24 protein-coding genes and 1 pseudogene are annotated in these 25069 nt (G+C 75.4%); 9 read left to right on the top strand and 16 right to left on the bottom strand.

The window, feature by feature from the left end:
- Window position 1: 1 nt before the first annotated feature.
- Genes ribA through ACIQG9_RS01120 form a run of 6 tightly spaced genes read right to left on the bottom strand, consistent with a single transcriptional unit; the run spans window position 2 to window position 4986 of the window.
- A complete protein-coding gene (ribA, locus tag ACIQG9_RS01145) occupies window positions 2–658 on the bottom strand; it encodes a GTP cyclohydrolase II (protein ID WP_400396964.1) in 657 nt (218 codons plus the stop codon).
- A 12-nt stretch (window positions 659–670) separates the two neighbouring features.
- Window positions 671–1690: a lysylphosphatidylglycerol synthase domain-containing protein gene (locus ACIQG9_RS01140; protein WP_400396962.1), complete on the bottom strand. Its 1020-nt coding sequence runs from the start codon at window positions 1688–1690 to the stop codon at window positions 671–673.
- Between the two features lie 56 nt (window positions 1691–1746).
- Window positions 1747–2568, bottom strand: coding sequence for a class I SAM-dependent methyltransferase (locus ACIQG9_RS01135; protein ID WP_400396959.1), 822 nt, complete (start codon window positions 2566–2568; stop codon window positions 1747–1749).
- Entirely contained in the window at window positions 2565–3599 is a 1035-nt protein-coding gene (locus ACIQG9_RS01130; RefSeq protein ID WP_400396956.1) for a glycosyltransferase family 4 protein, read from the bottom strand. The genes ACIQG9_RS01135 and ACIQG9_RS01130 overlap by 4 nt, the downstream gene beginning before the upstream one ends.
- Before the next feature lie 3 nt (window positions 3600–3602).
- Entirely contained in the window at window positions 3603–4001 is a 399-nt protein-coding gene (locus ACIQG9_RS01125; RefSeq protein WP_400396953.1) for a 6-pyruvoyl trahydropterin synthase family protein, read from the bottom strand.
- 4 nt (window positions 4002–4005) lie between these two features.
- A complete protein-coding gene (locus ACIQG9_RS01120; RefSeq protein ID WP_400396950.1) occupies window positions 4006–4986 on the bottom strand; it encodes a zinc-binding alcohol dehydrogenase in 981 nt (326 codons plus the stop codon).
- Window positions 4987–5079: 93 nt separating this feature from the next.
- Here ACIQG9_RS01120 and ACIQG9_RS01115 point away from each other — a divergent pair, with 93 nt between their 5' ends.
- Window positions 5080–5868, top strand: a complete 789-nt coding sequence (locus ACIQG9_RS01115; RefSeq protein ID WP_400396948.1) for a CDP-alcohol phosphatidyltransferase family protein — start codon at window positions 5080–5082, stop codon at window positions 5866–5868.
- 109 nt (window positions 5869–5977) lie between these two features.
- Window positions 5978–7735: pseudogene (locus ACIQG9_RS01110) on the top strand (sulfatase-like hydrolase/transferase); the annotation flags it as partial.
- Between the two features lie 56 nt (window positions 7736–7791).
- Here ACIQG9_RS01110 and ACIQG9_RS01105 read toward each other — a convergent pair.
- The 4 genes from ACIQG9_RS01105 to ACIQG9_RS01090 all read right to left on the bottom strand — a co-directional run bounded on the left by ACIQG9_RS01105 (window position 7792) and on the right by ACIQG9_RS01090 (window position 9446).
- Window positions 7792–8073 carry a BON domain-containing protein gene (locus tag ACIQG9_RS01105; RefSeq protein WP_400398752.1) on the bottom strand — a complete coding sequence of 94 codons (282 nt, stop codon included), beginning with the start codon at window positions 8071–8073 and terminating at the stop codon, window positions 7792–7794.
- The gene (locus tag ACIQG9_RS01100) at window positions 8073–8681 is read right to left on the bottom strand and encodes an STAS domain-containing protein (protein WP_400396945.1); all 609 of its coding nucleotides are present in this window, start codon (window positions 8679–8681) and stop codon (window positions 8073–8075) included. Before ACIQG9_RS01100 ends, ACIQG9_RS01105 begins: the two co-directional genes overlap by 1 nt.
- 100 nt (window positions 8682–8781) lie before the next feature.
- The gene (locus tag ACIQG9_RS01095) at window positions 8782–9051 is read right to left on the bottom strand and encodes a GlsB/YeaQ/YmgE family stress response membrane protein (RefSeq protein ID WP_400396942.1); all 270 of its coding nucleotides are present in this window, start codon (window positions 9049–9051) and stop codon (window positions 8782–8784) included.
- Window positions 9048–9446 (bottom strand): STAS domain-containing protein, encoded by a 399-nt coding sequence (locus ACIQG9_RS01090; RefSeq protein ID WP_400396939.1) that lies wholly within the window; start codon window positions 9444–9446, stop codon window positions 9048–9050. Before ACIQG9_RS01090 ends, ACIQG9_RS01095 begins: the two co-directional genes overlap by 4 nt.
- A 149-nt stretch (window positions 9447–9595) precedes the next feature.
- Between ACIQG9_RS01090 and ACIQG9_RS01085 the strand changes: the two genes are divergently transcribed.
- From ACIQG9_RS01085 to ACIQG9_RS01075, 3 genes are read left to right on the top strand one after another with little or no spacing between them, the layout of a single operon-like run.
- Window positions 9596–10270, top strand: a complete 675-nt coding sequence (locus ACIQG9_RS01085) for a response regulator transcription factor (protein WP_400396936.1) — start codon at window positions 9596–9598, stop codon at window positions 10268–10270.
- Window positions 10267–11622: a sensor histidine kinase gene (locus tag ACIQG9_RS01080; RefSeq protein WP_400396934.1), complete on the top strand. Its 1356-nt coding sequence runs from the start codon at window positions 10267–10269 to the stop codon at window positions 11620–11622. Before ACIQG9_RS01085 ends, ACIQG9_RS01080 begins: the two co-directional genes overlap by 4 nt.
- Window positions 11623–11645: 23 nt before the next feature.
- Entirely contained in the window at window positions 11646–12215 is a 570-nt protein-coding gene (locus ACIQG9_RS01075) for a GerMN domain-containing protein (protein ID WP_400398751.1), read from the top strand.
- Here ACIQG9_RS01075 and ACIQG9_RS01070 read toward each other — a convergent pair.
- Genes ACIQG9_RS01070 through ACIQG9_RS01060 form a run of 3 tightly spaced genes read right to left on the bottom strand, consistent with a single transcriptional unit; the run spans window position 12188 to window position 15111 of the window.
- Window positions 12188–12976 carry an ABC transporter ATP-binding protein gene (locus ACIQG9_RS01070; RefSeq protein ID WP_400398750.1) on the bottom strand — a complete coding sequence of 263 codons (789 nt, stop codon included), beginning with the start codon at window positions 12974–12976 and terminating at the stop codon, window positions 12188–12190. The two genes, ACIQG9_RS01075 and ACIQG9_RS01070, sit on opposite strands and share 28 nt — an antisense overlap.
- Window positions 12977–13018: 42 nt before the next feature.
- Window positions 13019–14041, bottom strand: coding sequence for a FecCD family ABC transporter permease (locus ACIQG9_RS01065; RefSeq protein WP_400396931.1), 1023 nt, complete (start codon window positions 14039–14041; stop codon window positions 13019–13021).
- Entirely contained in the window at window positions 14038–15111 is a 1074-nt protein-coding gene (locus ACIQG9_RS01060) for a FecCD family ABC transporter permease (protein ID WP_400398749.1), read from the bottom strand. Before ACIQG9_RS01060 ends, ACIQG9_RS01065 begins: the two co-directional genes overlap by 4 nt.
- 72 nt (window positions 15112–15183) lie before the next feature.
- On the opposite strand from ACIQG9_RS01060, the gene ACIQG9_RS01055 reads away from it, so the two are divergent.
- Window positions 15184–16218, top strand: coding sequence for an ABC transporter substrate-binding protein (locus ACIQG9_RS01055; protein WP_400396928.1), 1035 nt, complete (start codon window positions 15184–15186; stop codon window positions 16216–16218).
- 240 nt (window positions 16219–16458) lie between these two features.
- Here the strand turns inward: ACIQG9_RS01055 and ACIQG9_RS01050 are convergent, their stop codons facing one another.
- On the bottom strand, window positions 16459–16767 hold the full coding sequence (locus tag ACIQG9_RS01050) for a hypothetical protein (RefSeq protein WP_400396925.1): 309 nt from the start codon (window positions 16765–16767) through the stop codon (window positions 16459–16461).
- Between the two features lie 108 nt (window positions 16768–16875).
- Between ACIQG9_RS01050 and ACIQG9_RS01045 the strand changes: the two genes are divergently transcribed.
- A complete protein-coding gene (locus ACIQG9_RS01045) occupies window positions 16876–17715 on the top strand; it encodes an ATP-grasp domain-containing protein (protein ID WP_400396922.1) in 840 nt (279 codons plus the stop codon).
- A 35-nt stretch (window positions 17716–17750) separates the two neighbouring features.
- Here the strand turns inward: ACIQG9_RS01045 and pgi are convergent, their stop codons facing one another.
- Window positions 17751–19388, bottom strand: coding sequence for a glucose-6-phosphate isomerase (gene pgi, locus ACIQG9_RS01040; RefSeq protein ID WP_400396920.1), 1638 nt, complete (start codon window positions 19386–19388; stop codon window positions 17751–17753).
- A 236-nt stretch (window positions 19389–19624) separates the two neighbouring features.
- On the opposite strand from pgi, the gene ACIQG9_RS01035 reads away from it, so the two are divergent.
- Together ACIQG9_RS01035 and ACIQG9_RS01030 are read left to right on the top strand one after the other, a co-directional pair.
- Window positions 19625–21586 carry an ABC transporter ATP-binding protein gene (locus ACIQG9_RS01035; protein WP_400396917.1) on the top strand — a complete coding sequence of 654 codons (1962 nt, stop codon included), beginning with the start codon at window positions 19625–19627 and terminating at the stop codon, window positions 21584–21586.
- Window positions 21587–22042: 456 nt separating this feature from the next.
- Complete coding sequence (locus tag ACIQG9_RS01030) at window positions 22043–23491, top strand: endo-1,4-beta-xylanase (RefSeq protein WP_400396914.1); 1449 nt, start codon at window positions 22043–22045, stop codon at window positions 23489–23491.
- Between the two features lie 181 nt (window positions 23492–23672).
- On the opposite strand, the gene ACIQG9_RS01025 is transcribed toward ACIQG9_RS01030, so the two are convergent.
- Window positions 23673–24950: a sulfite oxidase gene (locus ACIQG9_RS01025; protein WP_400396911.1), complete on the bottom strand. Its 1278-nt coding sequence runs from the start codon at window positions 24948–24950 to the stop codon at window positions 23673–23675.
- Between the last annotated feature and the right edge of the window lie 119 nt (window positions 24951–25069).

Below are 25069 nucleotides of genomic sequence, written 5' to 3'. Positions count from 1 at the left end.
CTCAGTTCAGCGACGGCAGGTCGACGGCCCGGACCGCGGCCCGGCTCGCCTTCGCCGCCAGGTAGTCGGCGTTGGCGGGGGACAGGAACACCCCGGTCGGCACCACCTCGGCCACCGTCACGCCGAGCCGGCCCAACTGCTCGGCCTTGTCCGGGTTGCTGCTGAGCAGCACCAGCGCCGGCACGCCCAGCACCGCCAGCATCTGCGCGGCGGCCCGGTAGTCCCGCTCGTCCTCACCGTGCCCGAGGGCCACGTTCGCCTGGTAGGTGTCCAGCCCGGCGTCCTGCAGCGCGTACGCGTCCAGCTTCGGGTAGAGGCCGATACCGCGTCCCTCCTGCCGCAGGTAGAGCAGGAACCCGCCCGCCTCGGTGATCCGCTGGACCGCCTCCCGCAGTTGCGGGCCGCAGTCGCAGCGCTGGCTGCCGAAGACGTCCCCGGTCAGGCACTCGCTGTGCGGGCGGACCAGCGGGGCCTCCCCGCCCGCCGCGTGCCGGCGCAGCGCGCCCGTCCAGTCGCCCAGCCCGAACGCCAGGTGCTCCCGGCCGTCCACCAGCCCGTCGAACGAGAAGACTCGGGCTGTCGTGGCGTACCCGTCGGGGAACTGGAGCGGGACCGTGACCTGCGTGCGGACCGTCGCGACCGGCAGTGCCTCGTACATGTGTCTCCTCCGTCAGGCGCTGCCGGCCAGCCCGGCAGCGGGTGTCGGTGAGGAACCCCCCTGGTTCCTCACCGTACGGTTCCCGGGTCGCGCCCGCAGCGGGGCCGGGCGACCCCGCACGACCAGCACGGCCGCGCCCGGTAGGGCGGCGACCAGCACCAGGGCCCCGTACACCAGGGCGGTGGACACCCCCTGGGCGGCGCCCAGGCCGGCGGCCCCGAACGCCCACGCGGCGGCCCCCTCGCGCGGGCCGAAACCCGCCACGTTGGCGGGCAGCCCCATCGCCAGCAACGCCAGCAGGGTCAGCGGCACCAGCACGGTCAGCGGCGCGGTGGCCCCGGCGACCCGGGCCGCCACCACGAAGGTGGCCAGGTGGCAGCCGACCACCACCACCGAGGCCACCAGCACGCCCGGCCCGGTGCGCCGGCCCAGCAGCCCGGCCCGCAGGTCGGCGGCGGCGGCGCGCAGCGCCCGGGCCCGCCGGGACGGCCCCGACCGGGGCAGCGTCCGCACCGCCACCAGCGCCGCGACCACCACCGCCACGGTCACCGCCGTCGCCACCGGCAGGTACGGCCGCACCGGCGACGGCAGGGCCAGCAGCAGCACCGCCGCGAGCGCCACCTGGACGAGCTGGCCGGCGGTCCGCTCCCAGACCACCGCCCGGACGGCCCGGCCCAGGTCACCGGCGTCCCGCCCGTGCCGTACCGCCCGGTGCACGTCGCCGACCACCCCACCGGGCAGGGTCGCGTTGAGGAAGACCGCCCGGTAGCAGTGCGCCACCGCCGGGCCCAGCGGCAGCCGGACGCCGAGCCCCTCGGCGACCAGCCGCCACCGCCACGCGCAGCAGACCGTGGCCAGCGCGCCCAGCGCCAGCGCGGCCAGCACCGCCGGGGTGTCGATGCGGCGCAGCCCGTCCAGGGCCGGGCCGGTGCCCAGCCACCACAGCAGGACCGCGACCAGGGCCACCCCGCCCAGGTTGCGCACCCAGGGCCAGGCCGACCGGGCGCGGGTGTCGCCGGCATCCTGTGGCACGTGGTTCCTCCTCGGAAGATCTCCCCCCTACTCCACGTACCGGCCGGCGGCACGGTTCATTCCGCCCCGGCCAGCAGGTCCTCGTGGCCGACGGTGACGGTGAGCTGACCGGCCGCCGCGTCGGCCCGCCGGCGCCGGGCGTACCCGGCCGTCCGGTCGGCCAGGTCGGGGCGCTGCGCGACGGCCGCGTCGAGCCAGCCGTCGAACCACTCGACGGTCAGCGCCGCCCGGTCCGGCCCGAGCCGCCACGGGCTCGGCCGGACGGTGACCGGCCTCCCGTGCCGGCGGAACTCGGCGACGGCCGCCCCGGCGGCGTCCGGGCCGAGCAGCCGGCGGCCGTCGACGGTCCGCCGCTGGTGGTCGTCGAAGGCGGCGGCGACCTCGGCGTCGAGCGGGTCGGCCGGCGTGAGCGTCACCCGGCCGACCACCGAGAGCACGAACAGGCTCGGGCAGCCGGCGCCCGCGCAGGCGGCCACGATCCGCGCGATCTCGGCGGCGCCGAGCATGTCCAGCAGCGCCGACGCGGTGACCAGTCCGGCACCGGCCAGGTCGGCGGCGGTCAGCCGGGTGATGTCGCCCTCCCGGGTGGTCACCTCCACCGGGCTGCCGTCGGCGGCGACCGGCACCGCCGCGCCGGCCCGGGCCAGCAGGCCCGGGTCCCGGTCGTGCAGCACCCAGCGCTGCGGGCCGGGCAACCGTGGGGCCAGCCAGCGCAGCATCGAGCCGGTGCCGCTGCCCAGGTCGTGCACGACCAGCGGCCGGTCGCCGGTGAGCCGGTCGCGCAGCCGGTCGACCAGTTCGCCGCAGCGGGCGTCGGCGTCGGCGGGTTCCCGCAGCCGCAGCCAGTCGGCGAACGGACCGGTCGGGTACCTGGTCATGGGCGCACTCCGTCCAGCACCTGGGAGATCACGGTCGTGGTTTCCGGCCAGCCGGCCAGGTCGGCGCGCCGGTCCCGGGCCGCCCGGCGCAGCCGGTCGCGCAGGTCGGCCGAGTGCAGCCAGCGGCGCAGCGCGCCGGCCAGGGCCACCGGGTCACCCGGCGGCACCAGCACGCCGGGGGCCGTGCCGTCGGCGCACCGGCCCAGCGCCTCGGGCAGTCCGCCGACCGTGCTGGCCAGCACCGGGACGCCCCGGGCCAGGGCCTCGGTGACCACCATCCCGTAGGTCTCGGCGTGGGAGGCCAGCACCAGCAGGTCCGCCCCCGCGTACGCGGCGTCCAGCGCCGGCCCGGTCAGCGGCCCGTGCCAGCGCACCCGCCCGGCCAGCCCGTTCCGTTCGACCCGCCGGCGCAGCCCGGCCACGAACGCCGGGTCCCGGTCGAGTGACCCCACGAAGTCCAGCGTCCAGGGCCGGTCGGCGAGCCCGGTGAGGGCGTCGAGCAGCACGTCGTGCCCCTTGGGCGGGGTGGCCGCCGCGACGCAGAGCAGCCCGGTGCCGGCCGCCGTGCCCGGGGCCGGGTCGGCCGGGTCGACACCGGGGGTGGCCACCCGGACCCGGGCCGGGTCGAGCCGGTACCGGGCCAGCAGCCGGTCCCGGGTCCAGCCGCTGGTGGTGACGACCGCGTCGGCGTGGGCCAGGGCAGCCGCCTCGGCGTCGTCGTCGAGCGGCATGTGCACCAGCACCACCTGCCGCAGCCGGCCGGCCTGCCCGGCCAGCAGCTCCGGCACGGCTGAGGCGACCAGCCCGTCGAGCAGCACCACCGCGCCGTCCGGCAGGGCCGCGAGCACCCCGGCCAGGTGGGCCCGCGCCGGCTCGTCGGGGTGCGGCCACTGTCCGGGTACGCCGTGCTCGCGCACCGTCCAGCCGGCCGCCGTGAGCCCGGCGCAGACCCGCCGGTCGTACGTGTTGCCGCCGCTCGGGGCGGCCGGGTCGTCGATGTCGCCCGGCAGGACGACGTGCACCGCCCGCACGGTCTACAGTGACCGCTCGTAGCTGGCCCAGGCGATGTGTGACTCGTGCAGGGTCACCGTGATCCCGGTCAACTCCCGGGCCCCCGCGCCCAGCCCGCCGGCGTGCGCCCGCTCGGCGAGCCGGTCGGCGATCGCCCGGCACAGCACCTCGGTGGTGGTGTTCTGCCCGGCGAACGCCGGCTCGTCGTCCAGGTTCCGGTAGGTCAGGTCGGCCAGCACCGCCTTCAGCTCCTCGGTGGCCCGGCCGATGTCCACCACGATGCCGTCGGCGTCCAGGTCGGGACGGCGGAAGGTGGCGTCGACGACGAAGGTCGCCCCGTGCAGCTTCTGCGCCGGGCCGAAGACCTCCCCCCGGAAGCTGTGGGCGATCATGATGTGGTCCCGTACCGTCACGCTGAACACGGCGTCACTCCCCGTCGTAGGTGATCAGATGGCACAGCGCGGGGAGGCTCCCCGCGGCCAGTCGGTCGAACACGTCGGGCAGCTCCGCGAAGCGCGAACGCCCGGTCAGCAGCGCGTCGAACGCCGGGTCGGCGAGCAGTTCCAGGGCCAGCGCCAGCCGGTCGGCGAAGCTCCGCCGGGAGGCCCGCGCCGGGGAGACCGTGCCGACCTGGCTGCTGCGCACGGTCAGCCGGCCCGAGTGGAACGCCCCGCCCAGACTCACCTGGACCGGCCGGTCGCCGTACCAGCTCAGCTCCACTACGGTGCCCTCCGGGGCGAGCAGGTCCAGGCTGCGCTGCAACCCGGCGCCGGTGGCGCTGGCGTGCACCACCAGGTCCCGCCCGCCGGTCGCCGCCGCCGGCACGGCGAAGTCGACGCCGAGCGCGGCGGCGACCACCGCCCGAGCCGGATCGGCGTCGACCAGTTCGACCCGGACGCCGGGGAAGCGGGCCAGCAGCGCCGCGACGCTGCACCCGACCATGCCGCCGCCGACCACGCTGACCCGGTCACCGACCAGCGGCGCGGCGTCCCAGAGCGCGTTGACCGCCGTCTCCACCGTGCCAGCCAGCACCGCGCGGGCCGCCGGCACGCCGTCCGGCACCGGGGTCACCGCCGCCGCCGGCACGACGTACGCGCTCTGGTGTGGATAGAGGCAGAACACCGTCCGTCCGCGCAGGGCCGGCGGACCGGCCTCGACCACGCCGACGTTGAGGTAGCCGTACTTGACCGGGGCGGGGAAGTCGCCCTCCTGGAACGGGGCGCGCATCGCCGCGAACTGGCTCTGCGGCACGTTGCCGGTGAAGACCAGCGTCTCGGTGCCCCGGCTCACCCCGGAGAACACGCTGCGTACCAGCACCTCGTCGGGGCCGGGCGCGGGTACGGTCACTGACCGTAGCTCGCCGACTCCGGGGGAGCGAAGCCAGAAGGCGCGGGCGTCGCGGATCACGCGGTTTTCTCCTCATCTGCCGGCGGACCGAACCGAACGGCCGCGCGCTGCGTAACCACTGCCGAGGTCATCGATCATAATCACGGAGGCAGGGTGTCCAGGGTTCGAACCGGTCCGGTGGTCGGCCTGACCGCCCAGACCGTGCTGCTGGCCGGGCTGGCCGCGACCGTCGGGCTCGACGTCGCCGGCCTGCTGGCCGGCATCGGGTACGGAATCGTCACCTGCGCCGCGCTCGACCGCGGCCTGCGTCGGCGCGGCGCCACCCGGCTGGGGCCGGCGGACCGGGTGACCCTGGCCCGGGCGGTGCTGGTCGGTGGGGTGACCGCGCTGGTGGTGGCCGGTCTCGGCGGGGCGGCCCCGCTGGCCGTGCTGGTCCCGCTAACCGCGGTGGCGCTGGCCCTGGACGCGGTGGACGGCTGGGTGGCCCGGCGCACCGGCACGGTCAGCACCCTCGGCGCCCGCTTCGACATGGAGGTGGACGCCTTCCTCATCCTGGTGCTCAGCGTCCACGTGGCACCGGCCGTCGGGCCGTGGGTGCTGGCCATCGGCGGCCTGCGGTACGCCTTCGTCGCGGCGGGCTGGCTGCTGCCCTGGATGCGGGGGACGCTGCCGCCGCGCTACTGGCGCAAGGTGGTCGCCGCCGCGCAGGGTGTGCTGCTGCTGACGGCCGCCGCCGAGGCGCTGCCCCGCCCGGTGGCGGCCGTCGTGGCGGCGGTGTCGCTGGCGCTGCTGGTCGAGTCGTTCGGCCACGACGTGGGCTGGCTCTGGTGGCACCGGCCGACCCGGGCCGCCCAGCCCCCGGTCCCGGTGCCCGTCCCGCCGGCCCGGCCCCGGGCCGAGGTGGTCGCCGAGCGGCCGTTCGCCGTGCACCAGCCGGTCTGAGTCGTACCGTCCACGCCGGGCGGTGCTGCCGCCCGGGAACCTTCCAGGAAGGGACCTCGGAGTGTCGTTGCTGTCGCGCCTGCGCCGCCGGGCCACGGCGGCCGGAGACCGGACCGCCCCGCCTCCGGTGACCCCGCCGCCCGGCGGGCCCGATCCGGCCGGTGCCGCCGCCCCCGGGTCCGCCCCCCGGGCCAGGTGGGCCGGCATCTCCTGGCTGGCGAACGGGCGGCGGCCACGCGCCGTTCCGGCCCGGGTGGCCACCGTGCTGGCCGGGCTGGTGGTCCTGGCGGCGCTGACCGCGCCGGACCGGCTCGACCGGCTCACCCCCGCCGCGTTCCTGCGGGTCCCGGTCGAGGGGCTGGTGGCCGCCGCGGTGCTGCTGGCCCTGCGTGGCCGGGTACGGCGGCTGGCGGCGGTGACCGTCGGGGTGGCGCTGGGGCTGGTCGCCATCGTCAAGGTGCTCGACATGGGCATGTCCGCCAGCCTGGCCCGCCCGTTCGACCTGGTGCTCGACTGGGTGCTGCTGGACGACGGGTACGCCTTCGTCACCGACGCGGTGGGCCGGGCCGGCGCGGTGGCCGCCGCCGTGGCGCTGGTCGCCCTGGTGGTCGCGCTGCTGGTGCTGACCACCCGGGCGGTGCTGCGGCTGACCCGGGTGGCGGCCCGGCGGGAGCGGGTCGCCGTCCGGGTGGTCGCGGGGCTCACCGCGCTCTGGGTCGCCGCCGCGTCGATCGGCGTGCCGGCCGCCGACTCGGGGACGTCCGCCCTGGTCGGGCGGCACGTGGGCCAGGTCGGTGCGGGGCTGCGGGACCGGGCCACGTTCGCCGCCGAGGTCGCCGAGGACGCCTTCCGGGACACCCCCGGCGACCAGTTGCTCACCGCGCTGCGCGGCAAGGACGTGGTGCTGGCCTTCGTGGAGAGCTACGGCCGGGACGCGGTCGAGGATCCGGAGTTCGCCCCCCAGGTCGGCGCGGTGCTGGACGGGGGCACCCGACGGCTGGCCGCCGCCGGGTTCACCGCCCGCAGCGGCTTCCTCACCTCGCCCACCGCCGGCGGCGGGAGCTGGCTGGCCCACGACACCCTGCTCTCCGGGGTCTGGATCGACAACCAGCAGCGGCACGACAGCCTGCTGGCCAGCGACCGGCTCACCCTCAACGGGGCGTTCCGCCGGGCCGGCTGGCAGACGGTCGGGGTGATGCCGGCGGCCACCGCGCCCTGGCCGGAGGGGGCGTTCTTCGGCTACGACCGTTACCACGACGCGGCGGGGCTGGACTACCGTGGCCCGCGGTTCAGCTACGCCCCGATGCCCGACCAGTACACCCTGTCCACCTTCCAGCGCCGGGAACGGGCCACCCCCGGCCACGCCCCGATCATGGCGGAGATCCCGCTGATCTCCAGCCACTCCCCGTGGGCGGCGATTCCCCGGATGCTCGACTGGGACCACGTCGGTGACGGCTCGATCTACCGCCGGCCCACCTCGGTGGCGGCCAACCCGAAGGACGTGGTGGGGCGGAGCACCACCGAGGTGCGCACCGGCTACCGCCGGGCCGTCGAGTACTCGCTGAACAGCCTGATCTCCTACCTGGAGAGGTACGGCGACGACGATCTGGTGCTGGTCTTCCTCGGTGACCACCAGCCCTCGCCGGTGGTCACCGGGGAGGACGCCAGCCGGGACGTGCCGGTCACCGTCGTCGCCCGCGACCCGGCGGTGCTGGCCCGGACCGCCGGCTGGGGCTGGCAGGAGGGGCTGCGCCCCGGACCGGACGCGCCGGTGTGGCGGATGGACACCTTCCGGGACCGGTTCCTCACCGCGTTCGGTCCGCAGCCGCCCGCCCAGGCCGCCGTCCCGCCGCCCGGTCACGGCTGAGCCGCCGCCCGGTCGGGCCGCGCCGCCGCCCCGCTCGGGCGGGACCCGGCCAGGGTTCAGCGCGGTGCGGACAGTCGCAGCGCGTTGCAGACGTCGGCCACGCCGGGCACCTCCCAGGCGACCCTCCCGGCCAGCTTGCGGGTGTCCACGTCGGGCACGGTGCCGCCGAGGATGACCACCCGGTTCTGCACCCGGACCGAGATCTGCCGGGCCCGGGGCCCGACGCCCCCGACGATCCGGTACGCCACCTCGGCGGCGAGGCCGACGTCGTCGCCGGGCGGCGCGGGCGGGTCGGGCTCCGGGCGGAACCAGTTGTCGTCGGGCATCGGCCAGTGCATCACGGTGCCGTGCTCCTCTCTCGGGGCCGCTCGACGGCGGTGGACCGGGACCAGCTCACCGCGTCCCGGCGGTTGTCGAAGACCGGGAAGACCCGGTCCAGCCGCATGGTGTGCAGCACGGTGCGGACGAACCGGGACGGTCCGGCGAGGCTGAGCCGCCGGCCGCGCTGTCGGGCCTCCTGCCGGGCCCGGACCAGCACCCCGAGCGCGGTGGAGTCGATCAGGTGCACCCGGGCCAGGTCGACCACCACGTGCCGGTCGGCGTGCACCGCCCGGGTCAGCGCGCCGTGCAGGTCGCCCCCGGTGGCGATGTCCAGGTCACCGGTGGCGGTGACGACCACCACCTCGTCGAGGTGCTCGACCCCGAGCACGCCGAGGGTGTCGGTGCGGCGCGGCGCGCGGCCGGTCACCGGTGGCGGCTCGGGGGCCAGTTCGCAGCGTGGGCAGCGATGCGGGCCGGTGGCGAAGGGGGAGCCGGTCCAGCCCTGCTCGGCGACGAACGTCCAGACCACCTCGGCGTCGGGCAGCACGCAGGCCGGGCCGCTGGTCACCGTGCCGCAGCAGTCGCAGATCAGCGTCATCAGCGGATCGTCCGGTACGACGGTCATCGCTCTCCTCCTCGTGGCGCGGCGGGCCGGGTCCGGGTCGCGGCCCGGCGCGCGGTGGTTGACCGGACACACCGCGCGCCGAACCACGACGATCGGGTGGTCAGGGCTCGGAACGGTGGCCGGCGGTGCCGACCACCAGGGCCACGCCGACGCCGGCGAGACCGACCTGCACGATCAACTGGCGCAGGGTGTAGCCGTCGCTGTCGATGCCGACCAGCCGGCTGACGATGGCGCCGAGCAGCGCGGCCGTCAGGCCGACGGCCAGGGTGAGCCAGACCGGCACCCGCTGCCGGCCGGGACCGGCGAGCCGGCCCAGCGTGCCGACGACCAGCCCGACGACGACGGCGGCGGCGATGCCGGTGGCGCTCACCGGACGTGCTCCCTGATCTCCGTGGGGGCGGCCCACCGGCGGGCGGCGGACGGGACCTGCCCGCCGCCCGCCGGCAGGGCGCGGGGTGTGGTGACCATGGGCAGCACCCGGGACACCCGGGCGGCGCGCAGCACCCGCAGGGCCGGGACGCTGGGGTCGCGCAGGGTCAGCACGCCACCGTGGCGGACCAGTTGCCGGTGCACGTCGAGCAGCAGCCCCACGGCGGCGGCGTCGAGGTGCCGGCAGTCGGAGAGGTCCACCACCACGTGCGCCGGGCGCAGGCCGAGGAGCTGCTCGAAGACCTGCCGGGACCGGGGCAGCGAGGCCAGGTGCAGGTCGTCGGTGATGCACACCTCCACCAGCGGAACGGTGCACTGCGGGCGGGACGCTCCCACGATCGGCCTCCTTCCGGTTCGCTGGCCGGTCCCCAGCCTGCGAGGCCCGGTTGGCGGCCGTCGTGCGGACGGATGACAGTTGCGTGACAAATCCCGCGTACGGCGGAGGTGGTTGGTCAGGCGCGCCCTGCGCCGGGCACGATTTGCCGATGGCCGGCGTACTGGTGATCGAGGACGACGACCGGATCCGTCTGGCGCTGCTGCTGGCCCTGGAGGACGAGGGCTACCTGGCGCGCGGGGCGGCCACCGCGGAGGAGGGGTTGCGGGCGCAGCGGCAGGACTGCGCGGACTACGTCCTGGTGGACCTGATGCTGCCCGGCCTCGACGGGTTCGAGTGCATCCGGCAGTTGCGCCGCGACGACGACGTGCCGATCGTGGTGGTCAGCGCCCGCGACGACACCCACGATATCGTCGCCGCCCTGGAGGCCGGGGCGGACGACTACCTGGTGAAGCCGGTCGCCATCAAGGAACTCTCGGCCCGGCTGCGGGCCCTGCGCCGCCGGGGTCGGACGGCGTCCGTGCCGGTGCCGGTGCTGACCTTCGGCGGCCTGGAGATCAGTCCGGAGGCCGGCGAGGTCCGCCGGGACGGCCGGCGGGTGCCGGTGACCCGGACCGAGTTCCGGCTGCTGTGCGAGCTGGCCGAGCACGCCGGCCGGGTGCTGTCCCGGCAGCAGTTGCTCAGCCGGGTGTGGGGCTACCAGACCGGCGACGAACGGCTGGTCGACGTGCACGTGGGACGGCTGCGGCAGAAGATCGAGGCCGACCCGGCCAGCCCCCGGCACCTGGTCACCCTGCGCGGCCTCGGCTACAAGCTCCAGCGATGAGGCGGCTCGGCCTGCGGGCCCGGGTCACCGCCGCGTTCGCGGTCGGGGCGCTGCTGCTGTCGGCCCTGATGGCGCTGATCTCGTACGAGCTGGTGCGCCGGTCGCTGCTGGACGAGCGGGAACGGACCGCGCTGCGGGCGGCGTACTTCGACGCGGCGGTGGTGCGGACCGGCCTGGACACCGAGGTCCCGGACGTCTACGAGGTGCTGCGCACGCTGGACACCGGCGGCAGTCGCCGGGCGCTGGTCCACCGCGACGGGAGGTGGTACGCGCGGACCGCCGACGAGGGGCCGACCGGCGGGGTGCCGGCCGGGCTGATGGCGATGGTGGCCGCCGGTGACCCGGGGGTGCAGCGGGTCCGGCTCGACGGGCAGCCGGTGCTGCTGGTGGGGGTGCCGCTGTCGGCATCGACCGGCTACTACGAGATCACCTCGCTGCGGGAGCTGGAACAGACCTTCCAGGTGCTGGCGCTCGCGCTGACCGTGGTGGCGGTCACCGTGGCCGGCTCCGGGGCGGCCCTGGGCTGGTACGCCACCCGGCACGGGCTGCGCCCGTTGACGGCGGTGGCCGACGCGGCCGAGAAGATCGCGGCGGGGGACGTCACCGCCCGGCTGGCCCCGGGCACCGACCCGGACTTGGCCCGCCTCTCCACCTCCTTCAACCGGATGGTCGACCAGGTGGCGGAGCGGATCGAGCGGGATCGCCGGTTCGCCGCCGACGTCGCCCACGAGCTGCGCTCGCCGTTGCAGACCCTTGCCGCGGCGGCGAGCGTGCTGACCCGCCGCCGGGACCGGCTGGACGACCGGACCGCGACCGCCGCCGGCCTGGTCAGCGAGGAGATCATCCGGTTCCAGCAGTTGGTCAACGACCTGATCGAGCTGGCCCGCAGCGACCGGCCCGCGCAGCGGCAGGAGGTCGACGTGGCGGCGGCGGCCCGTGGGGTGTGTCGGGGGCGGGAGCTGCCCGAGTCGCTGGTACGGTCCGGGCCGCCCGCGCCGGGCGGCTGGTCGGTGGATCCCCGCCGCTTCGAGCAACTGCTGGTCAACCTGTTGGACAACGCGGTGCGCTACGGCGGCGGACCGGTCGAGGTACGCCTGTGGGTGTCGGACGGTGTCGGGGTGGTGGAGGTCGACGACGCGGGCCCCGGGGTGCCGGTGGCCGACCGTGAGGTGGTCTTCGACCGGTTCGTCCGGGGGCGGGCCGCGCACGACCGGGCCGCCGGCGACGGCACCGGGTTGGGGCTGGCGCTGGTCGCCCAGCACGCCGCCGCGCACGGTGGCCGGGCCTCGGTCGGCGACCGGCCCGGCGGCGGCGCCCGGTTCCGGGTGGAGCTGCCGGGGAGCCGGCCGTGACCCGGCCCCGCCGGGGGGACGGGATCCGCCGGCCGCGCACCGGGGGCGGGACGCGGGCGGTCCTGCTGGCGGTGCTGCTGCTCGCCGGGTGCGGGGTGCCCGTCGACGAGCAGCCCCGGGCCGTCGAGCCGCCGTTCGGCCCGCCCGCCGCTCCGACGGTGAGCACCCCGGCGGGCCGGGTGGCGCAGGAGTTCTGCCTGGTCCGTGGCGACCGGCTGGTCCGGGTGGTCCGGCAGGTCGACGATCCCGGCGGGGTGGACGTGCAGCTCCGCCGGCTGCTGGCGGGTCCCACGGCGGCGGAACGGCACGCCGGCCTCGGCACCGCCCTGCCGGGGGCGCTGAGCGCGACCGGGGCCCGGCTGGTCGACGGGCGGGCCGAGGTGGACGTGGCCCCGTCGGAGGTGGACTCCGGCCGCAGCGACGAGGTGCTGGCGTACGGGCAGATCGTCTGCACCCTGGACGGCCGTTCCGACGTGGCCGGGGTGTCGTTCCTGCTGCGCGGCCGGCCGCTGGGCGTGCCCCGGGCCGACGGCTCGCTGTCGTCCGGCCCGTTGACCGCGGCCGACTACACCGCGCTCACCTCCCCGAACTGACGGCCGCGGCGGGACCGGGGGACGACCAGCGGGGTGCCGGTCTCCGGGTCCGCCACGATCCGGCAGGGCAGCCCGAAGACCTCCTCGACGAGCGCGGCGGTGACCACCTCGCGCGGGTCGCCCTCGGCCACCACCCGGCCGTCGCGCATGGCGATCAGGTGGGTGGCGTAGCGGGCCGCGTGGTGCAGGTCGTGCAGCACCGCGACCAGGGTGCGGCCCTGCTCCTCGTGCAGCCGGGCGCACAGGTCGAGGACCTCGATCTGGTGGGCGATGTCCAGATAGGTGGTGGGCTCGTCGAGCAACAGCAGGGACGTCTGCTGGGCCAGCGCCATCGCGATCCAGACCCGCTGCCGCTGCCCGCCGGAGAGTTCGTCGACCGCCCGGTCGGCCAGCTCGCCGACGCCGGTGGCGGCCATCGACTCCGCCACCACCCGTTCGTCCTCGGGCGACCACTGGCGCAGCAGTCCCTGGTGCGGGTAGCGGCCCCGGGCGACCAGGTCGGACACGGTGATGCCGTCCGGCGCGACCGACGACTGCGGCAGCAGGCCGAGGGTGCGGGCCACCGCCCGGGACGGCAGGGCGTGGATGTCCCGGCCGTCCAGCAGCACCGTGCCGGCCGCCGGACGCAGGGTCCGGGCCAGGGCCCGCAGCAGGGTCGACTTGCCGCAGGCGTTCGGGCCGATGACCACGGTGAACGACCGGTCCGGCACCGCGACCGTCAGTTGCTGTGCCACGATCCGCCGCTCGTAGGCCAGGGTCAGCCCGACCCCGCCCAGCCGACTTTCCTCCGTCACGCGTCCTCCTCAGATCCGTCCCGCACGTCGCCGCGCGGTGAGCAGCCACACCAGGTACGCCCCGCCGATCAGCCCGGTGACCACGCCGACCGGCAGTTGGTGGCCGGTGACCGCCCGCTGCGCCACCAGGTCGGCGGCGAGCAGCAGCACCGCCCCGACGACGGTGGCGGCGGCCAGGTTCGGGCCGGGTGCCCGGGTGAGCCGGCGGGCCAGGTGCGGGGCGACCAGGGCGACGAAGGAGACCGGCCCGGCGGCGGCCGCGCCGACGGCGGCGAGCAGCACCGTCGCGCCGAGCAGCACCTGCCGGACCCGGCTCACCGGCACGCCGAGCGCGGTGGCGGTGTCGTCGCCCAGTTCGACCATCGCCAGCGCCCGGCCGCAGCCGAGCACCACCGGGGCCAGCACCGCCAGCACGGCGAGCAGCGGAACGGCCTGCGCCCAGCCGCGTCCGTCCAGGCTGCCGGTGAGCCAGAGCACGGCCCGGGCGGCGTCCATCAGGGGTGCCCGGGTGAGCAGCCAGCCGTTGACGCCGGTGAGGATCGCGGTGGTGCCGATGCCGACCAGCACCAGCCGGTACCCGTGCAGGCCGTGCCGTCCGGCCACCGCCCACAGCAGCAGGCCGGTGGCGAGCCCGCCGGCCAGCGCCGCGCCGGACAGCAGCAGGCTGCCGCCGCCGACCACCACCACGACCAGCGCGCCGGTGGCCGCGCCCTGGGTGATGCCGAGCACGTCCGGGCTGCCCAACGGGTTGCGGAGCAGCGACTGCAGGACCGCGCCGGACAGCGCCAGGGCGGCCCCCACGCCGAGCGCGGTGACCAGCCGGGGCAGGCGTAGCTCGCCGACGATGAAATCCTCGGCGGGGCTGCCGCCGCCGGTGAGGGTGCGCAGCACGTCGGCGGGGCTCATCGGGTAGTCGCCGCCGCCGATCGCGAGCACGCCCAGGGCGAGCCCGACGGCGGTGACCAGCCCGCCGACCGCCAGCGATCGGCCCCGCCAGCGCAGCGAACGGCCACCCAGCCGCAGGACGCTCATCGCCGGGCCACCAGACGCAGGAAGAGCGGGCCGCCGAGCACCGCGGTGACCAGTCCGACCTGGAGTTCGCCGGGTCGGCCCAGCACCCGGCCGAGCACGTCGGCACCGAGCAGCAGCACCGGCGCGAGCACCGCCGAGTACGGCAGCAGCCAGCGCAGGTCCGGTCCGGTGAGGGCGCGGACTAGGTGCGGCACCAGCAGGCCGACGAAGACGATCGGGCCGCAGGCGGCGGTGGCCGCGCCGCAGAGCAGGGTGATCCCGGTGACGGTGGCGGCACGGATCAGGGCGGGCCGGGCGCCGAGTGCCCGCGCCGCGTCGTCGCCGAGGCCCAGCGCGTTGAGTGGGCGGGCGGTGGCCAGGCCGACCAGCAGGCCGGCCAGGATGAACGGCGCGACGGTACGGACGGTGCCGAAGTCGGCGGTGGCCAGTGAGCCGACGGTCCAGAACCGCAGCCGGTCCAGCGAGGCGGCGTCGAGCAGCATCATCGCGCTGACGTACGAGTAGAGCACCGCGTTGAGCGCGGCCCCGGCCAGGGCGAGCCGTTCCGGGGTGGCCTGCCGACCGCCGCCGACGGCGTGCACCGCCACGGTGACGACGACCGCCCCGAGCAGGGCGAACCAGATCCAGCCCTGGACGGTGGCGACGCCGAGCAGCGCGGTGGCGGTGGCGACGGCGGCGGACGCGCCGGCGTTGATGCCGAGTAGGCCCGGGTCGGCCAGCGGGTTGCGGGTGAGCGCCTGCATGAGCGCCCCGGCCAGGCCGAGGGCGGCACCGGCGAGCAGGCCGAGCAGGGTACGGGGCAGCCGCATCTGCCGTACCACGGCGTGGTCGGGGGAGGCGGCGGAGACCAGGCCCTGCCAGACCTCGACGGGGGAGAGCTGCTTCGCGCCCACCGCGATGCTGAGCACCGCGACCCCGGCGAGCAGCAGCAGGCCGGTGCCGAGCCCGGCGGCCCGGACGCCGTTGCGGCGGCGGGACGCCGTCGCGACCGACCGGGCGGCGGGTGGGGAGATGGTGACGGACAGTGTCGGCTCCAGGATGGCGAGAAACGGCGCACGGCCTGTTGACAGGTAATTAGGTTAGGTTAACCTAACCCAGCCGTCGCGGATCATCGCGGTCCGGGCCTGATCGAAAGACGTCACATGCTGCCTTCCTCGTCCTCACCCCGACTCTCCCGCCGGGGCCTGCTCGCCGCCGGTGGCGGTGCCGCCCTGACCGCCCTCCTCGCCGCCTGCGGTGGCGGGGACGACCCGTCGAAGCCCACCGGCAAGGGCTCCTCCGGCCCCTGGAGCTTCACCGACGACCGCCCCCGAAAGATCGACGCGGCCACCCCGCCGACCCGGGTGGTCGCCTTCACCGGGGTGGCCGCCGCCCTGATCGATTTCGGACTCGACTCGCAGATCGTCGGCGTCTTCGGGGAGACCACCCGCGCCGACGGCTCCCGCGACCCGCAGGCCGGTGACCTCGACGTCGACCGGGTGACCGTGCTCGGCAACGTGTGGGGCGAGTTCAACGTGGAGAAGTACGCCGCGTTGCGCCCCGAGCTGCTGGTCACCCACATGTACGACCCCGACGCCCTCTGGTACGTCCCGGACGAGAGCCGCGACAAGATCCTCCAGTTGGCGCCGAGCGTCGCGGTCACCACCGCCCGGGTGCCGATGACCCGCCCGATCGAGCGCTACGCCGAACTGGCCCGCTCCCTCGGCGCGGACCTGACCGCGAAGCGGGTCACCGACGCCAAGGCCCGCTTCGAGGCCGCCGCCGAGCAGGTCCGGGCGGCGGTCAGGGCGAACCCGGGCATCCGGGTGATGGCCTCCTCCGGCAGCCCCGACCTGTTCTACGTCTCCAACCCGAAGGTCAGCACCGACCTGATGTACTTCGCCGAGCTCGGCGTCGACATCGTGGTGCCGACCAAGCTCGAAGCGGGCGACTACTTCGAGGCGCTGAGCTGGGAGAACGCCGGCAAGTTCCCGGCCGACCTGATCCTGCTGGACAACCGCTCCACCGCGTTGCAGCCCAAGGACCTCGCGGCCAAGCCCACCTGGGCGCAGTTGCCGGCGGTGAAGGCCAACCAGGTCACCCCGTGGGACGCGGTGCCGCGCTTCTCGTACGCCGGCGCGGCCCCGCTGCTGGAGAACCTGGCCGCCGCCATCCGCTCCGCCAAGCGGCTGGGCTGACCGATGTGACGGCCGCGCATGTCGCGGGGGACCCGCGTCGGTTCCTCGTGACATGCCCCCCGGCCGCCCCGGCGCGTCGGCCGCCGGGCGTGCGGGTCGGGGTGGCCGTATCGCCGCGTCGGCCCGGTGCGTCGGCCGCCGGGCGTGCGGGTCTCGGTGTGGTTGTGTCCCGCGTGGCCGCGTCGGCCCGTCGGCATGATGCGTCGGCCGCCCGGCGTGCGGGTCGGCGCGGGGGCGGGGTCAGGCCGCCTCGGCGGCGGTCCGGGACCGGCGTTGCGGCAGGCCCGGCAGCGTCTCGTCCGGCCCGGCCCGTCGGTCGTCGCCGTCCTGCTCCGTCGCGTCGCCGGCCAGGGTCAGTGCCCGGTGGGCGTTGCGCGTGGCGTCGCACGGCCATTCCTGGCGGTCGCAGAGCAGGCTGTCGCAGTGCCCGGTCCGGTCCGGGTGGTGCGCCTCGATGACGTCCAGGGCGAGCCGCCACAGGAGCGGATCGGTCACCCCGGCGGGCACGGCGGCCCGGGTGCGTTGCTGCGGGCGGTCGGTGTCGGACACGGTCTCCCCCTTTGTCGGTACCAGGGGAAAGTCTCCATCAGTCGGCCCGGCGAAACCCTGGGCCGAGGTGCAGATCACCACGTCACGGCGGTGGGGCAGGATGCGGGGATGTTGTTGATCGTCCCGGCCGATCCGCTGCGGCCCCGTCGTCCGGACCCGCACTTCGCCCCGGAGGCGCGGGCCGCCCGGGAGGCCGGGCACCCGGTCGCCGTCGTCGACCACGATGCCCTCGCCGGCGCAGGGGACCTCGCCCGGGCGGTCGCCGCCGTGCCGGCCGCCGCCGACGCCGTCTACCGGGGCTGGATGCTCTCCGCCGCCGCGTACGCCGGCTTCGCCGAGGCGCTGCGCGCCCGGGACGTGGTCCTGCGTACCGGCGTCGCGCAGTACCGCCGCGCCCACGAGCTGCCCGGCTGGTACGACGCCGCGGCGGCGATCACCCCCGAGTCCCGCTGGACGGTCGGGGCCGCCCGCGCCGACTTCGACCGGGCCAGGGCGGAGCTGGGCACCGGCCCGGCGGTGCTGCGGGACTGGACGAAGTCCGCCAAGCACCACTGGGCCGAGGCGTGCTTCGTGCCTGACCTGGCCGACGCCGACGCCGCCTGGCGGGTGGCGACCCGGCTGCGGGAGCTGCGCGACGACGACTTCACCGGCGGCTTCGTGCTGCGCCGCTTCGAACGCCTCGACGCCGCCGAGGTACGCACCTGGTGGGTGGACGGCCGGTGCGTGCTGACCGGTGCACACCCGGACACCCCGGACGCGCTGCCCGCCGCCCCCGTCGACGCCGACCTGCCCGCGGCCGTGGTCGCGGCGCTGGGCCTACCCTTCGTCACCGCCGACCTGGCCCGCCGGGCCGACGGGGTGTGGCGGCTGGTCGAGATCGGCGACGGGCAGGTCAGTGACCGTCCGTCCACCCTGGACGCCTCGGCCCTGGTCACCGCTCTCGCCTGAGCCGGCCGGGCCCGGCGGCCGGCCGCGCGGATCCCTCAGGCCCGGCCGCGCTCCTGCCGGTAGCGGCGGATCAGCGCGGAGGTGGACGAGTCCACGTCGGACAGGTCCGGCGCGTCGCCGGTGAGCTTCGGCGCGAGCTGGTTCGCCATCACCTTGCCCAGCTCCACGCCCCACTGGTCGAACGAGTTGATGTCCCAGACCGCGCCCTCGGTGAAGACGACGTGCTCGTACAGGGCGATCAACTGGCCCAGCGTGGACGGGGTCAGCTTCGGCGCGATGATCGAGGTGGTCGGGTGGTTGCCCGGCATCACCCGGTGCGCCACCACGTCGGCCTTCGTGCCCTCCGCCTCGACCTGCTCCCTCGTCCGGCCGAACGCCAGCGCGGCGGTCTGCGCGAAGAAGTTCGACATGAACAGGTCGTGCATCTGGCCCAGGTCGTGGTTGGGCTGGCTGAACCCGATGAAGTCCGCCGGGACCAGCCGGGTGCCCTGGTGGATGAGCTGGTAGAAGGCGTGCTGGCCGTTGGTGCCCGGCTCGCCCCAGAAGATCTCACCGGTCTGGTAGTCGACCGGGGTGCCGTCCAGCGTCACCGACTTGCCGTTGCTCTCCATGGTGAGCTGCTGCAGGTAGGCCGGGAACCGGTGCAGGTACTGCGAGTACGGCAGCACGGCGTGGGTCTGCGCGCCGAGGAAGTCGGTGTACCAGACGTTGAGCAACCCCAGCAGCGCCGGCACGTTGCGCGCCACCGGCGTGGTGCGGAAGTGCTCGTCGACGGCGTGGTAGCCGGCCAGCAGCTCCCGGAACCGGTCCGGCCCGATCGCCAGCATCACCGACAGCCCGACCGCCGACGGCAGCGAGTACCGGCCGCCCACCCAGTCCCAGAAGCCGAACATGTTCTCCGGGTCGATGCCGAAGTCGGCGACCCGGTGGGCGTTGGTGCTCACCGCGACGAAGTGCTTCGCGATCGCCGCGTCGTCGTCGGCGTCCAGCCCCGACAGCAGCCAGGTCTTCGCCTGCTCGGCGTTGGCCAGCGTCTCCTGGGTGGAAAAGGTCTTCGAGACCACCACGAACAGCGTGGTCGCCGGGTCCAGGTCGTGGGTCTTGTCGTGGACGTCGGTCGGGTCGATGTTGGACACGAACCGGCAGGTGATCCCGGCGTCCCGGTACGCCTTGAGCGCCTCGTACGCCATCACCGGCCCGAGGTCCGAGCCGCCGATGCCGATGTTGACCACGGTGGTGATCCGCTCGCCGGTGTGCCCGCGCCACTGCCCGGAGCGGACCCGTTGGCTGAACCCGGCCATCCGGTCCAGCACCCGGTGCACGTCGGCCACCACGTCCTGGCCGTCCACGGTCAGCGTGGCGTCGCGGGGCAGCCGCAGCGCGGTGTGCAGCACCGCCCGGTCCTCGGTGGAGTTGATGTGCTCCCCGGCGAACATGGCGGCGATCCGGCCGGTCAGGCCGACCCGCTCGGCGAGCGCGGTGAGCAGGCCCAGCGTCTCGTCGGTGACGAGGTTCTTGCTGTAGTCGACGTGCAGGTCGGCGAGGTCGCCGGTGAGCCGCTCACCCCGTTGCCGGTCGGCCGCGAACAGGTCCCGCAGGTGGGTGCCGCGCATCGTCTCGGCGTGCTTGCACAGCGCCTGCCATTCGTCGGTGGTGGTCACACTCGCAGCCATCGGGTCGATCTTCTCCTTCACGACGGTTCGTCGGCGCCCCGCGCGGCGCGCCGGCGGCTCGCGTCCAGCCTGCCACCCGGCGCCCGGCCGTGCGACGCGACGCGGCGGAGCCGTCCCGCAGGGTGGTCGGCGACACGCCGTTGCGACAGGCGTACGACACGCCCGTCACGGGGAGACACGGCATCGTCGCCGACAGTAGGCTCGCCCGTGCCCTGCCCCTGGACCCGGGAGGCCCCATGGCGACGGTGATCGGCCCGCGCCGCTCGGCCCCGGCGGACGGCGCGCCCGCCGACGCCGACGAGCTGGACCTGCCGGAGCTGGAGGACGGCGGCTGGATGCACCATGCCACCGAGTTCGCGCACACCAGCTTCCGCGCGGTGGCCCGCCGACTGCCCCACCTGGTGCGCGAGGCGGTCGCCCTGGCCTGGGCGACCAACCGCCGCGACACCCTCGCCGCGATCGGCCTCAACCTCGCCGCCGGGGTGATGACCACCCTCGGGCTGCTCGCCACCACCGGTGTGCTGCGCGAGTTGTTCGCCGCCGGTCCGACGCCGGACCGGGTGCGCGCCGCGCTGCCCGCGCTGGGCCTGGCCGCGGCGGCGGTGACCGCGAAGGGCGCGCTGACCGTCACCGCCGGGTGGGCGCAGGCCCGGCTGCTCCCGCAGATCAACTACGCGGTGGAGCTGCGCCTGTTCGAGACCACCACGGCGGTCGAGTTGGCCGCCTTCGACGACGCCGGTTTCGCCGAGGAGATGGACCGGGTACGCGACCGGGGGATGGCCGAGGCGGCGTCCATCGTCGACCACACCGTCACCCTGCTCACCGGCGTGGTCGGCGTGCTGGCCACCGCCGCGGCGGTGACCGTCATCCAGCCGGTGCTGCTGCCCTGCCTGCTGCTCGCCGCCGTGCCCGAGGCGGTCACCGCAGTGAAGATGGCCCGCCGGCAGTACCTCGCCATGCTGGCCCGGATCACCCGCCGTCGCCGGATGTGGATGCTGGCCCATCTGATGGCCAACCGGCACACCGCCGCCGAGGTCCGGGCGTACCAGATGCGGGACTTCCTGCTCGCCGAGTTCCGCCGGATGATGACCGTCGAGACCGCCGCCCTGCTCCGGTTGGCCCGCGCGCAGAGCACCACCCGGGCGGTCGGCATGTCCGTCGGCGGGGTCGCCGCCTTCGCGGTCTACGCGGTGCTCGGCGGGTTGCTGCTCACCGGCGTGGTCGCGCTGGCCGCCGCCGCGACCGCCCTGCTCGCCCTCCAGTCGGCCCGGTCCAGCCTCGGCGTCGCCGTCTACGCCACCAACAACCTCTATGAGGACGCCCTCTACTACCAGGACTACCAGGACTTTCTCGACCGGGCCCGGGACCGCATCACCGCCGGCCGGGGGCGGACCGCCGCCGGGTTCGAGACCATCGAGCTGGACCGGGTCACCCTCCGCTACCCGGACACCGACACCCCGGCCGTGGACGAGGTCAGCCTCACCGTCCGCCGGGGCGAGGTGGTCGCGCTGGTCGGCGAGAACGGCTCCGGCAAGACCACCCTGGCCAAGCTGATCGCCGGCCTCTACCGGCCCACCGGCGGGGTGATCCGCTGGGACGACGTCGACGTCGCCGAGTTGGACCCGGCGCAGACCGCCGCCCAGGTGGCGGTGATGACCCAGGACTGGTGGAAGTTCCCCTTCACCGCCGGGCAGAACATCCGGATCGGCCGGCACGACCGACCCCCGGGCGCGGCCGGGCCGACCGTCGAGGACGCCGCCCGGGCCGCCGCCGCGCACGACATGATCGACGGGCTGCCGTTCGGCTACGACACCCTGCTCGACCGGGAGTTCAAGAACGGCCACGACCTCTCCGGCGGGCAGTGGCAGCGGCTCGTCGCCGCCCGGGGCCTCTACCGGGACGCCCGGCTGCTGATCTGCGACGAGCCGTCGGCCGCCCTGGACGCCCGCGCCGAGCACGCGCTCTTCCAGCACTTGCGCCGCCGTCCCGACCGGACGGTCGTGCTGATCACCCACCGGCTGGCCAACGTCCGGCACGCCGACCAGATCTTCGTGATGGACCACGGCCGGCTGGTGCAGCAGGGCAACCACGACGAGTTGATGGTGGCCGACGGGCCGTACCGGGAGCTGTTCGAACTCCAGGCCAGCGGCTACCTGGCGCAGCCGGCGGACGGGGCGGGCGGGGTGGCCCGGGGGTGACCGCGCCGGCGGGCTGCTTCCCGGAGCGCTCTCGAAACTTTCGACGGTGCTGCCCCGCCCGGCCCCGGGCTGGGGCGGCCGACGGCGGCCGGGGTGCCGACGGGTCGGCCGCGCCTCCCGCAGGATGAGACGGCGGCATTCCCGCCCACCGGTGGGATCGGCCCGGAATCCGTACTGCCCAGCAGGCTTCCGTCGAGCTTCCGGCGGTGGGTCGGACGGTCGCCGCCGTCCGGCGTCCGCTTCCCGGCGAACTCCGGGCATCGACATTCGTTGAACTTTCGGAGATGTTTCGATAGCGTCACGCCCGTAACCCCTCGACCTCTGCGGTGGCGGCCGAGCGACGGCACAGGGCGGCGTGGCCTCCGGGCGACCACGCCGCCTCCCCGGGCCGGCCACCGCATCGGGCGACGGTCGGGGCGGGGCACCCATCCACCCGTTCTTCGAAAGGCGTCTGCCATGAACCACGTGTCCGCCCGCGGCAGCGGGCGTCGGACGACAGCACCGCGGCTGCGCGCCGCACTGGTCTCGATCGCCGCGGGCGTCGTCGCCGTCGGCACCACCGTCGCCATCGCCTCCAGCGCCAGCGCCGGGACGACACTCGGGGCCTCGGCCGCCGAGAAGGGACGCTACTTCGGCACCGCCGTGGCGGTGAACAAGCTCTCCGACTCCGTCTACGTGGGCATCCTGAACCGCGAGTTCAACATGGTGACCGCCGAGAACGAGATGAAGTGGGACGCCACCGAACCGAACCAGGGCCAGTTCAACTACACCAACGGCGACCGGCTGGTCAGCCACGCCCAGGCCAACGGCATGCGGGTCCGGGGGCACGCCCTGGCCTGGCACTCCCAGCAGCCCGGCTGGGCGCAGAACCTCAGCGGCAGCACCCTGCGCTCCGCGATGCTCAACCACGTCACCCAGGTGGCGACCCACTACAAGGGCAAGATCTACGCCTGGGACGTGGTGAACGAGGCGTTCGCCGACGGCGGCACCGGCGCCCGGCGTGACTCCAACCTCCAGCGCACCGGCAACGACTGGATCGAGGCGGCGTTCCGTGCCGCGCGGGCCGCCGACCCGGGCGCGAAGCTCTGCTACAACGACTACAACACCGACGGGCAGAACGCCAAGAGCAACGCGGTGTACGCCATGGTGCAGGACTTCAAGTCCCGTGGCGTGCCGATCGACTGCGTCGGCTTCCAGTCGCACTTCAACAGCGCCTCGCCGGTGCCGTCGGACTACCAGGCCAACCTCCAGCGCTTCGTCAACCTCGGCCTCGACGTGCAGATCACCGAGCTGGACATCGAGGGCTCCGGCTCCACCCAGGCCGACAACTACTCCCGCGTGGTGCGGGCCTGCCTGGCCATCGCCCGCTGCACCGGCATCACCGTCTGGGGCATCCGGGACTCCGACTCGTGGCGGGCCAGCGGCACGCCGCTGCTCTTCGACAATAGCGGCAACAAGAAGGCGGCGTACACCTCGACCCTGAGCGCCCTCAACGAGGGCGGCACCACCACCCCGCCGACCACGACGCCGCCGACCACCACCCCGCCCACCACCACCCCGCCCACCACCCCGCCGCCGACGACCGCCCCGCCGACGACCCCGCCGCCCGGCAACGGCGGCTGCACGGCGTCGGTCTCGCTCAACTCCTGGACCGGCGGTTTCGTGGCCACGGTGCGGATCACCGCCGGGTCCGCCGGGCTCAGCGGCTGGGTCGTCGGCCTGACGCTGCCCTCGGGCACCCTGATCACCAACACCTGGAGCGCGCAGAGCAGCGGGACGTCCGGCAGCGTCACCTTCCGTAACGTCAGCTACAACGGCACCGTCGGTGCGGGCGGCAGCACCGAGTTCGGCTTCCAGGGCACCGGCAACGGTCCCACCGGCACGCCGACCTGCTCCCCGGCCTGACCCTGTCCGACCCCCGGCGCGGCGGTCCGACCGCCGCGCCGGGGCCCCACCGGCCGACCGCTCCGCCGCCTGAATGCCGGGCCGGTGTGCTCCGGGAATCAGGAGGGCGGCGGGTGACGGCTGGCGGGCCGGCTCCCGGCGACCCCTCCGCGCCGGGAGCCGGCCCGCCAGCCGGACGGGGTCAGACCGCCGTCACCGGGTGCCGGACCACACCGTCGAAGAGGTAGCCGAGGTCGTTGTGCCGGGCCCGCTCGGGCTGGCCCGCGCCGGTGACGTCCACCGCCCGGGCGCGCAGCGTCCACCGGCCCGGCGTCGGTGGACGCCAACGCGCCCGCCAGCGCTGCCACGGCCCGCCCCGGTCCGCCTCGACCAGTTCGGCGGGGCGCCAGCCGTCGCCGGTGCAGACCTCGACCCGGTCGATCGGGCCGGCACCGGACCAGGACCGACCGGTCAGGGTGACCTCGGTCCCGGACGGCAGCCGGGCGGCCCAGGGCAGCTCGAACGCGCTCTTGACCGGCTGGGCCTCGACCGGGCCGCCACCGACCGGTCGACCGGGGCCGAACATCCGGTAGAAGCGGGTGTTCCACGGCGAGAACAGCGGGGTGGTGGAGACCTCCACCGCACCGACCCACTTGACCGAGGAGATCCCGATCCAGCCGGGCACCACCACCCGCACCGGGAAGCCGTGGTCCGGCGGCAGCGGTGCGCCGTTCATCTCGTACGCCAGCAGCACGTCGTCGAGGGCCTTGCGGATCGGCAGCGGCCGGCGTACCCGGCCGAGGTTCACGCCGCCGGTGACGTACTCCGGGTCCAGGCCCTCCGGCATCACGTCCACCACGTCGGCGGTCAGCCCGGCCTGCCGCAGCACGGTGGCCAGCCGGACACCGCGCCAGCGGGCCACCCCGACCCCGCCGAGCCGCCAGTCGACCCCCGGGGTCGGCGTACCCTGCTGGGCGGCGAAGAAGTGCCGCCCGTTGCCGGCGCACTCGACCAGCGCGGGGATCTCCACGGCGGGCAGCGCCCGCAGGTCGTCGTAGCCGAACTCGACCGGCGCGTCCCGGGTCGGCGCGCCGCGCAGCCCGTCGCCGTGCAGGCGCAGCCGCCAGGTGGCGGCGTCGAGCCGGGGCGTGCGGGTGTGGTTGCGGACGAAGAAGCGGTCGGTGGGCACCACGTACCCCTGCCCGGCCATCGACTCCCAGCGCATCTCGGCGTTGCCGTCGAGTGGGGTGAGCATCTCGGCGGCGAGCGGCTTGACGATGCCCGGGTCGACCCCGACCGGGTCGGCGGCGAGCGCGACCGGCCCGCGTTCGTCGGCGGCGGCGGCGAGGGCGCTCATCGCCGCGCCCAACTCGACCAGGTCGGTACGGGACACCCCGGTGCCCCGGGCCCGGCCGGACAGCCACTGCCGGGCCCGGCGGGCGTCGTGGTCGGCCTCGTCGTACGAGAGGGTGGAGGGCACCGGGACTCCTTCGGCTCGGCGGGTAACTCCTATTGAATCAGTAGGAGTTGTCGCCGGGCAGAGCCGCCGGTCGGGACGGGCCGGCCGTTCGGTCAGATAGCGGTGGCCTGCGTCACCAC

Origin of the sequence: Micromonospora sp. NPDC092111 (assembly GCF_044755745.1) — a bacterium.
GTDB lineage: Bacteria > Actinomycetota > Actinomycetes > Mycobacteriales > Micromonosporaceae > Micromonospora.
This window is presented reverse-complemented; position numbering and strand designations above follow the sequence as displayed.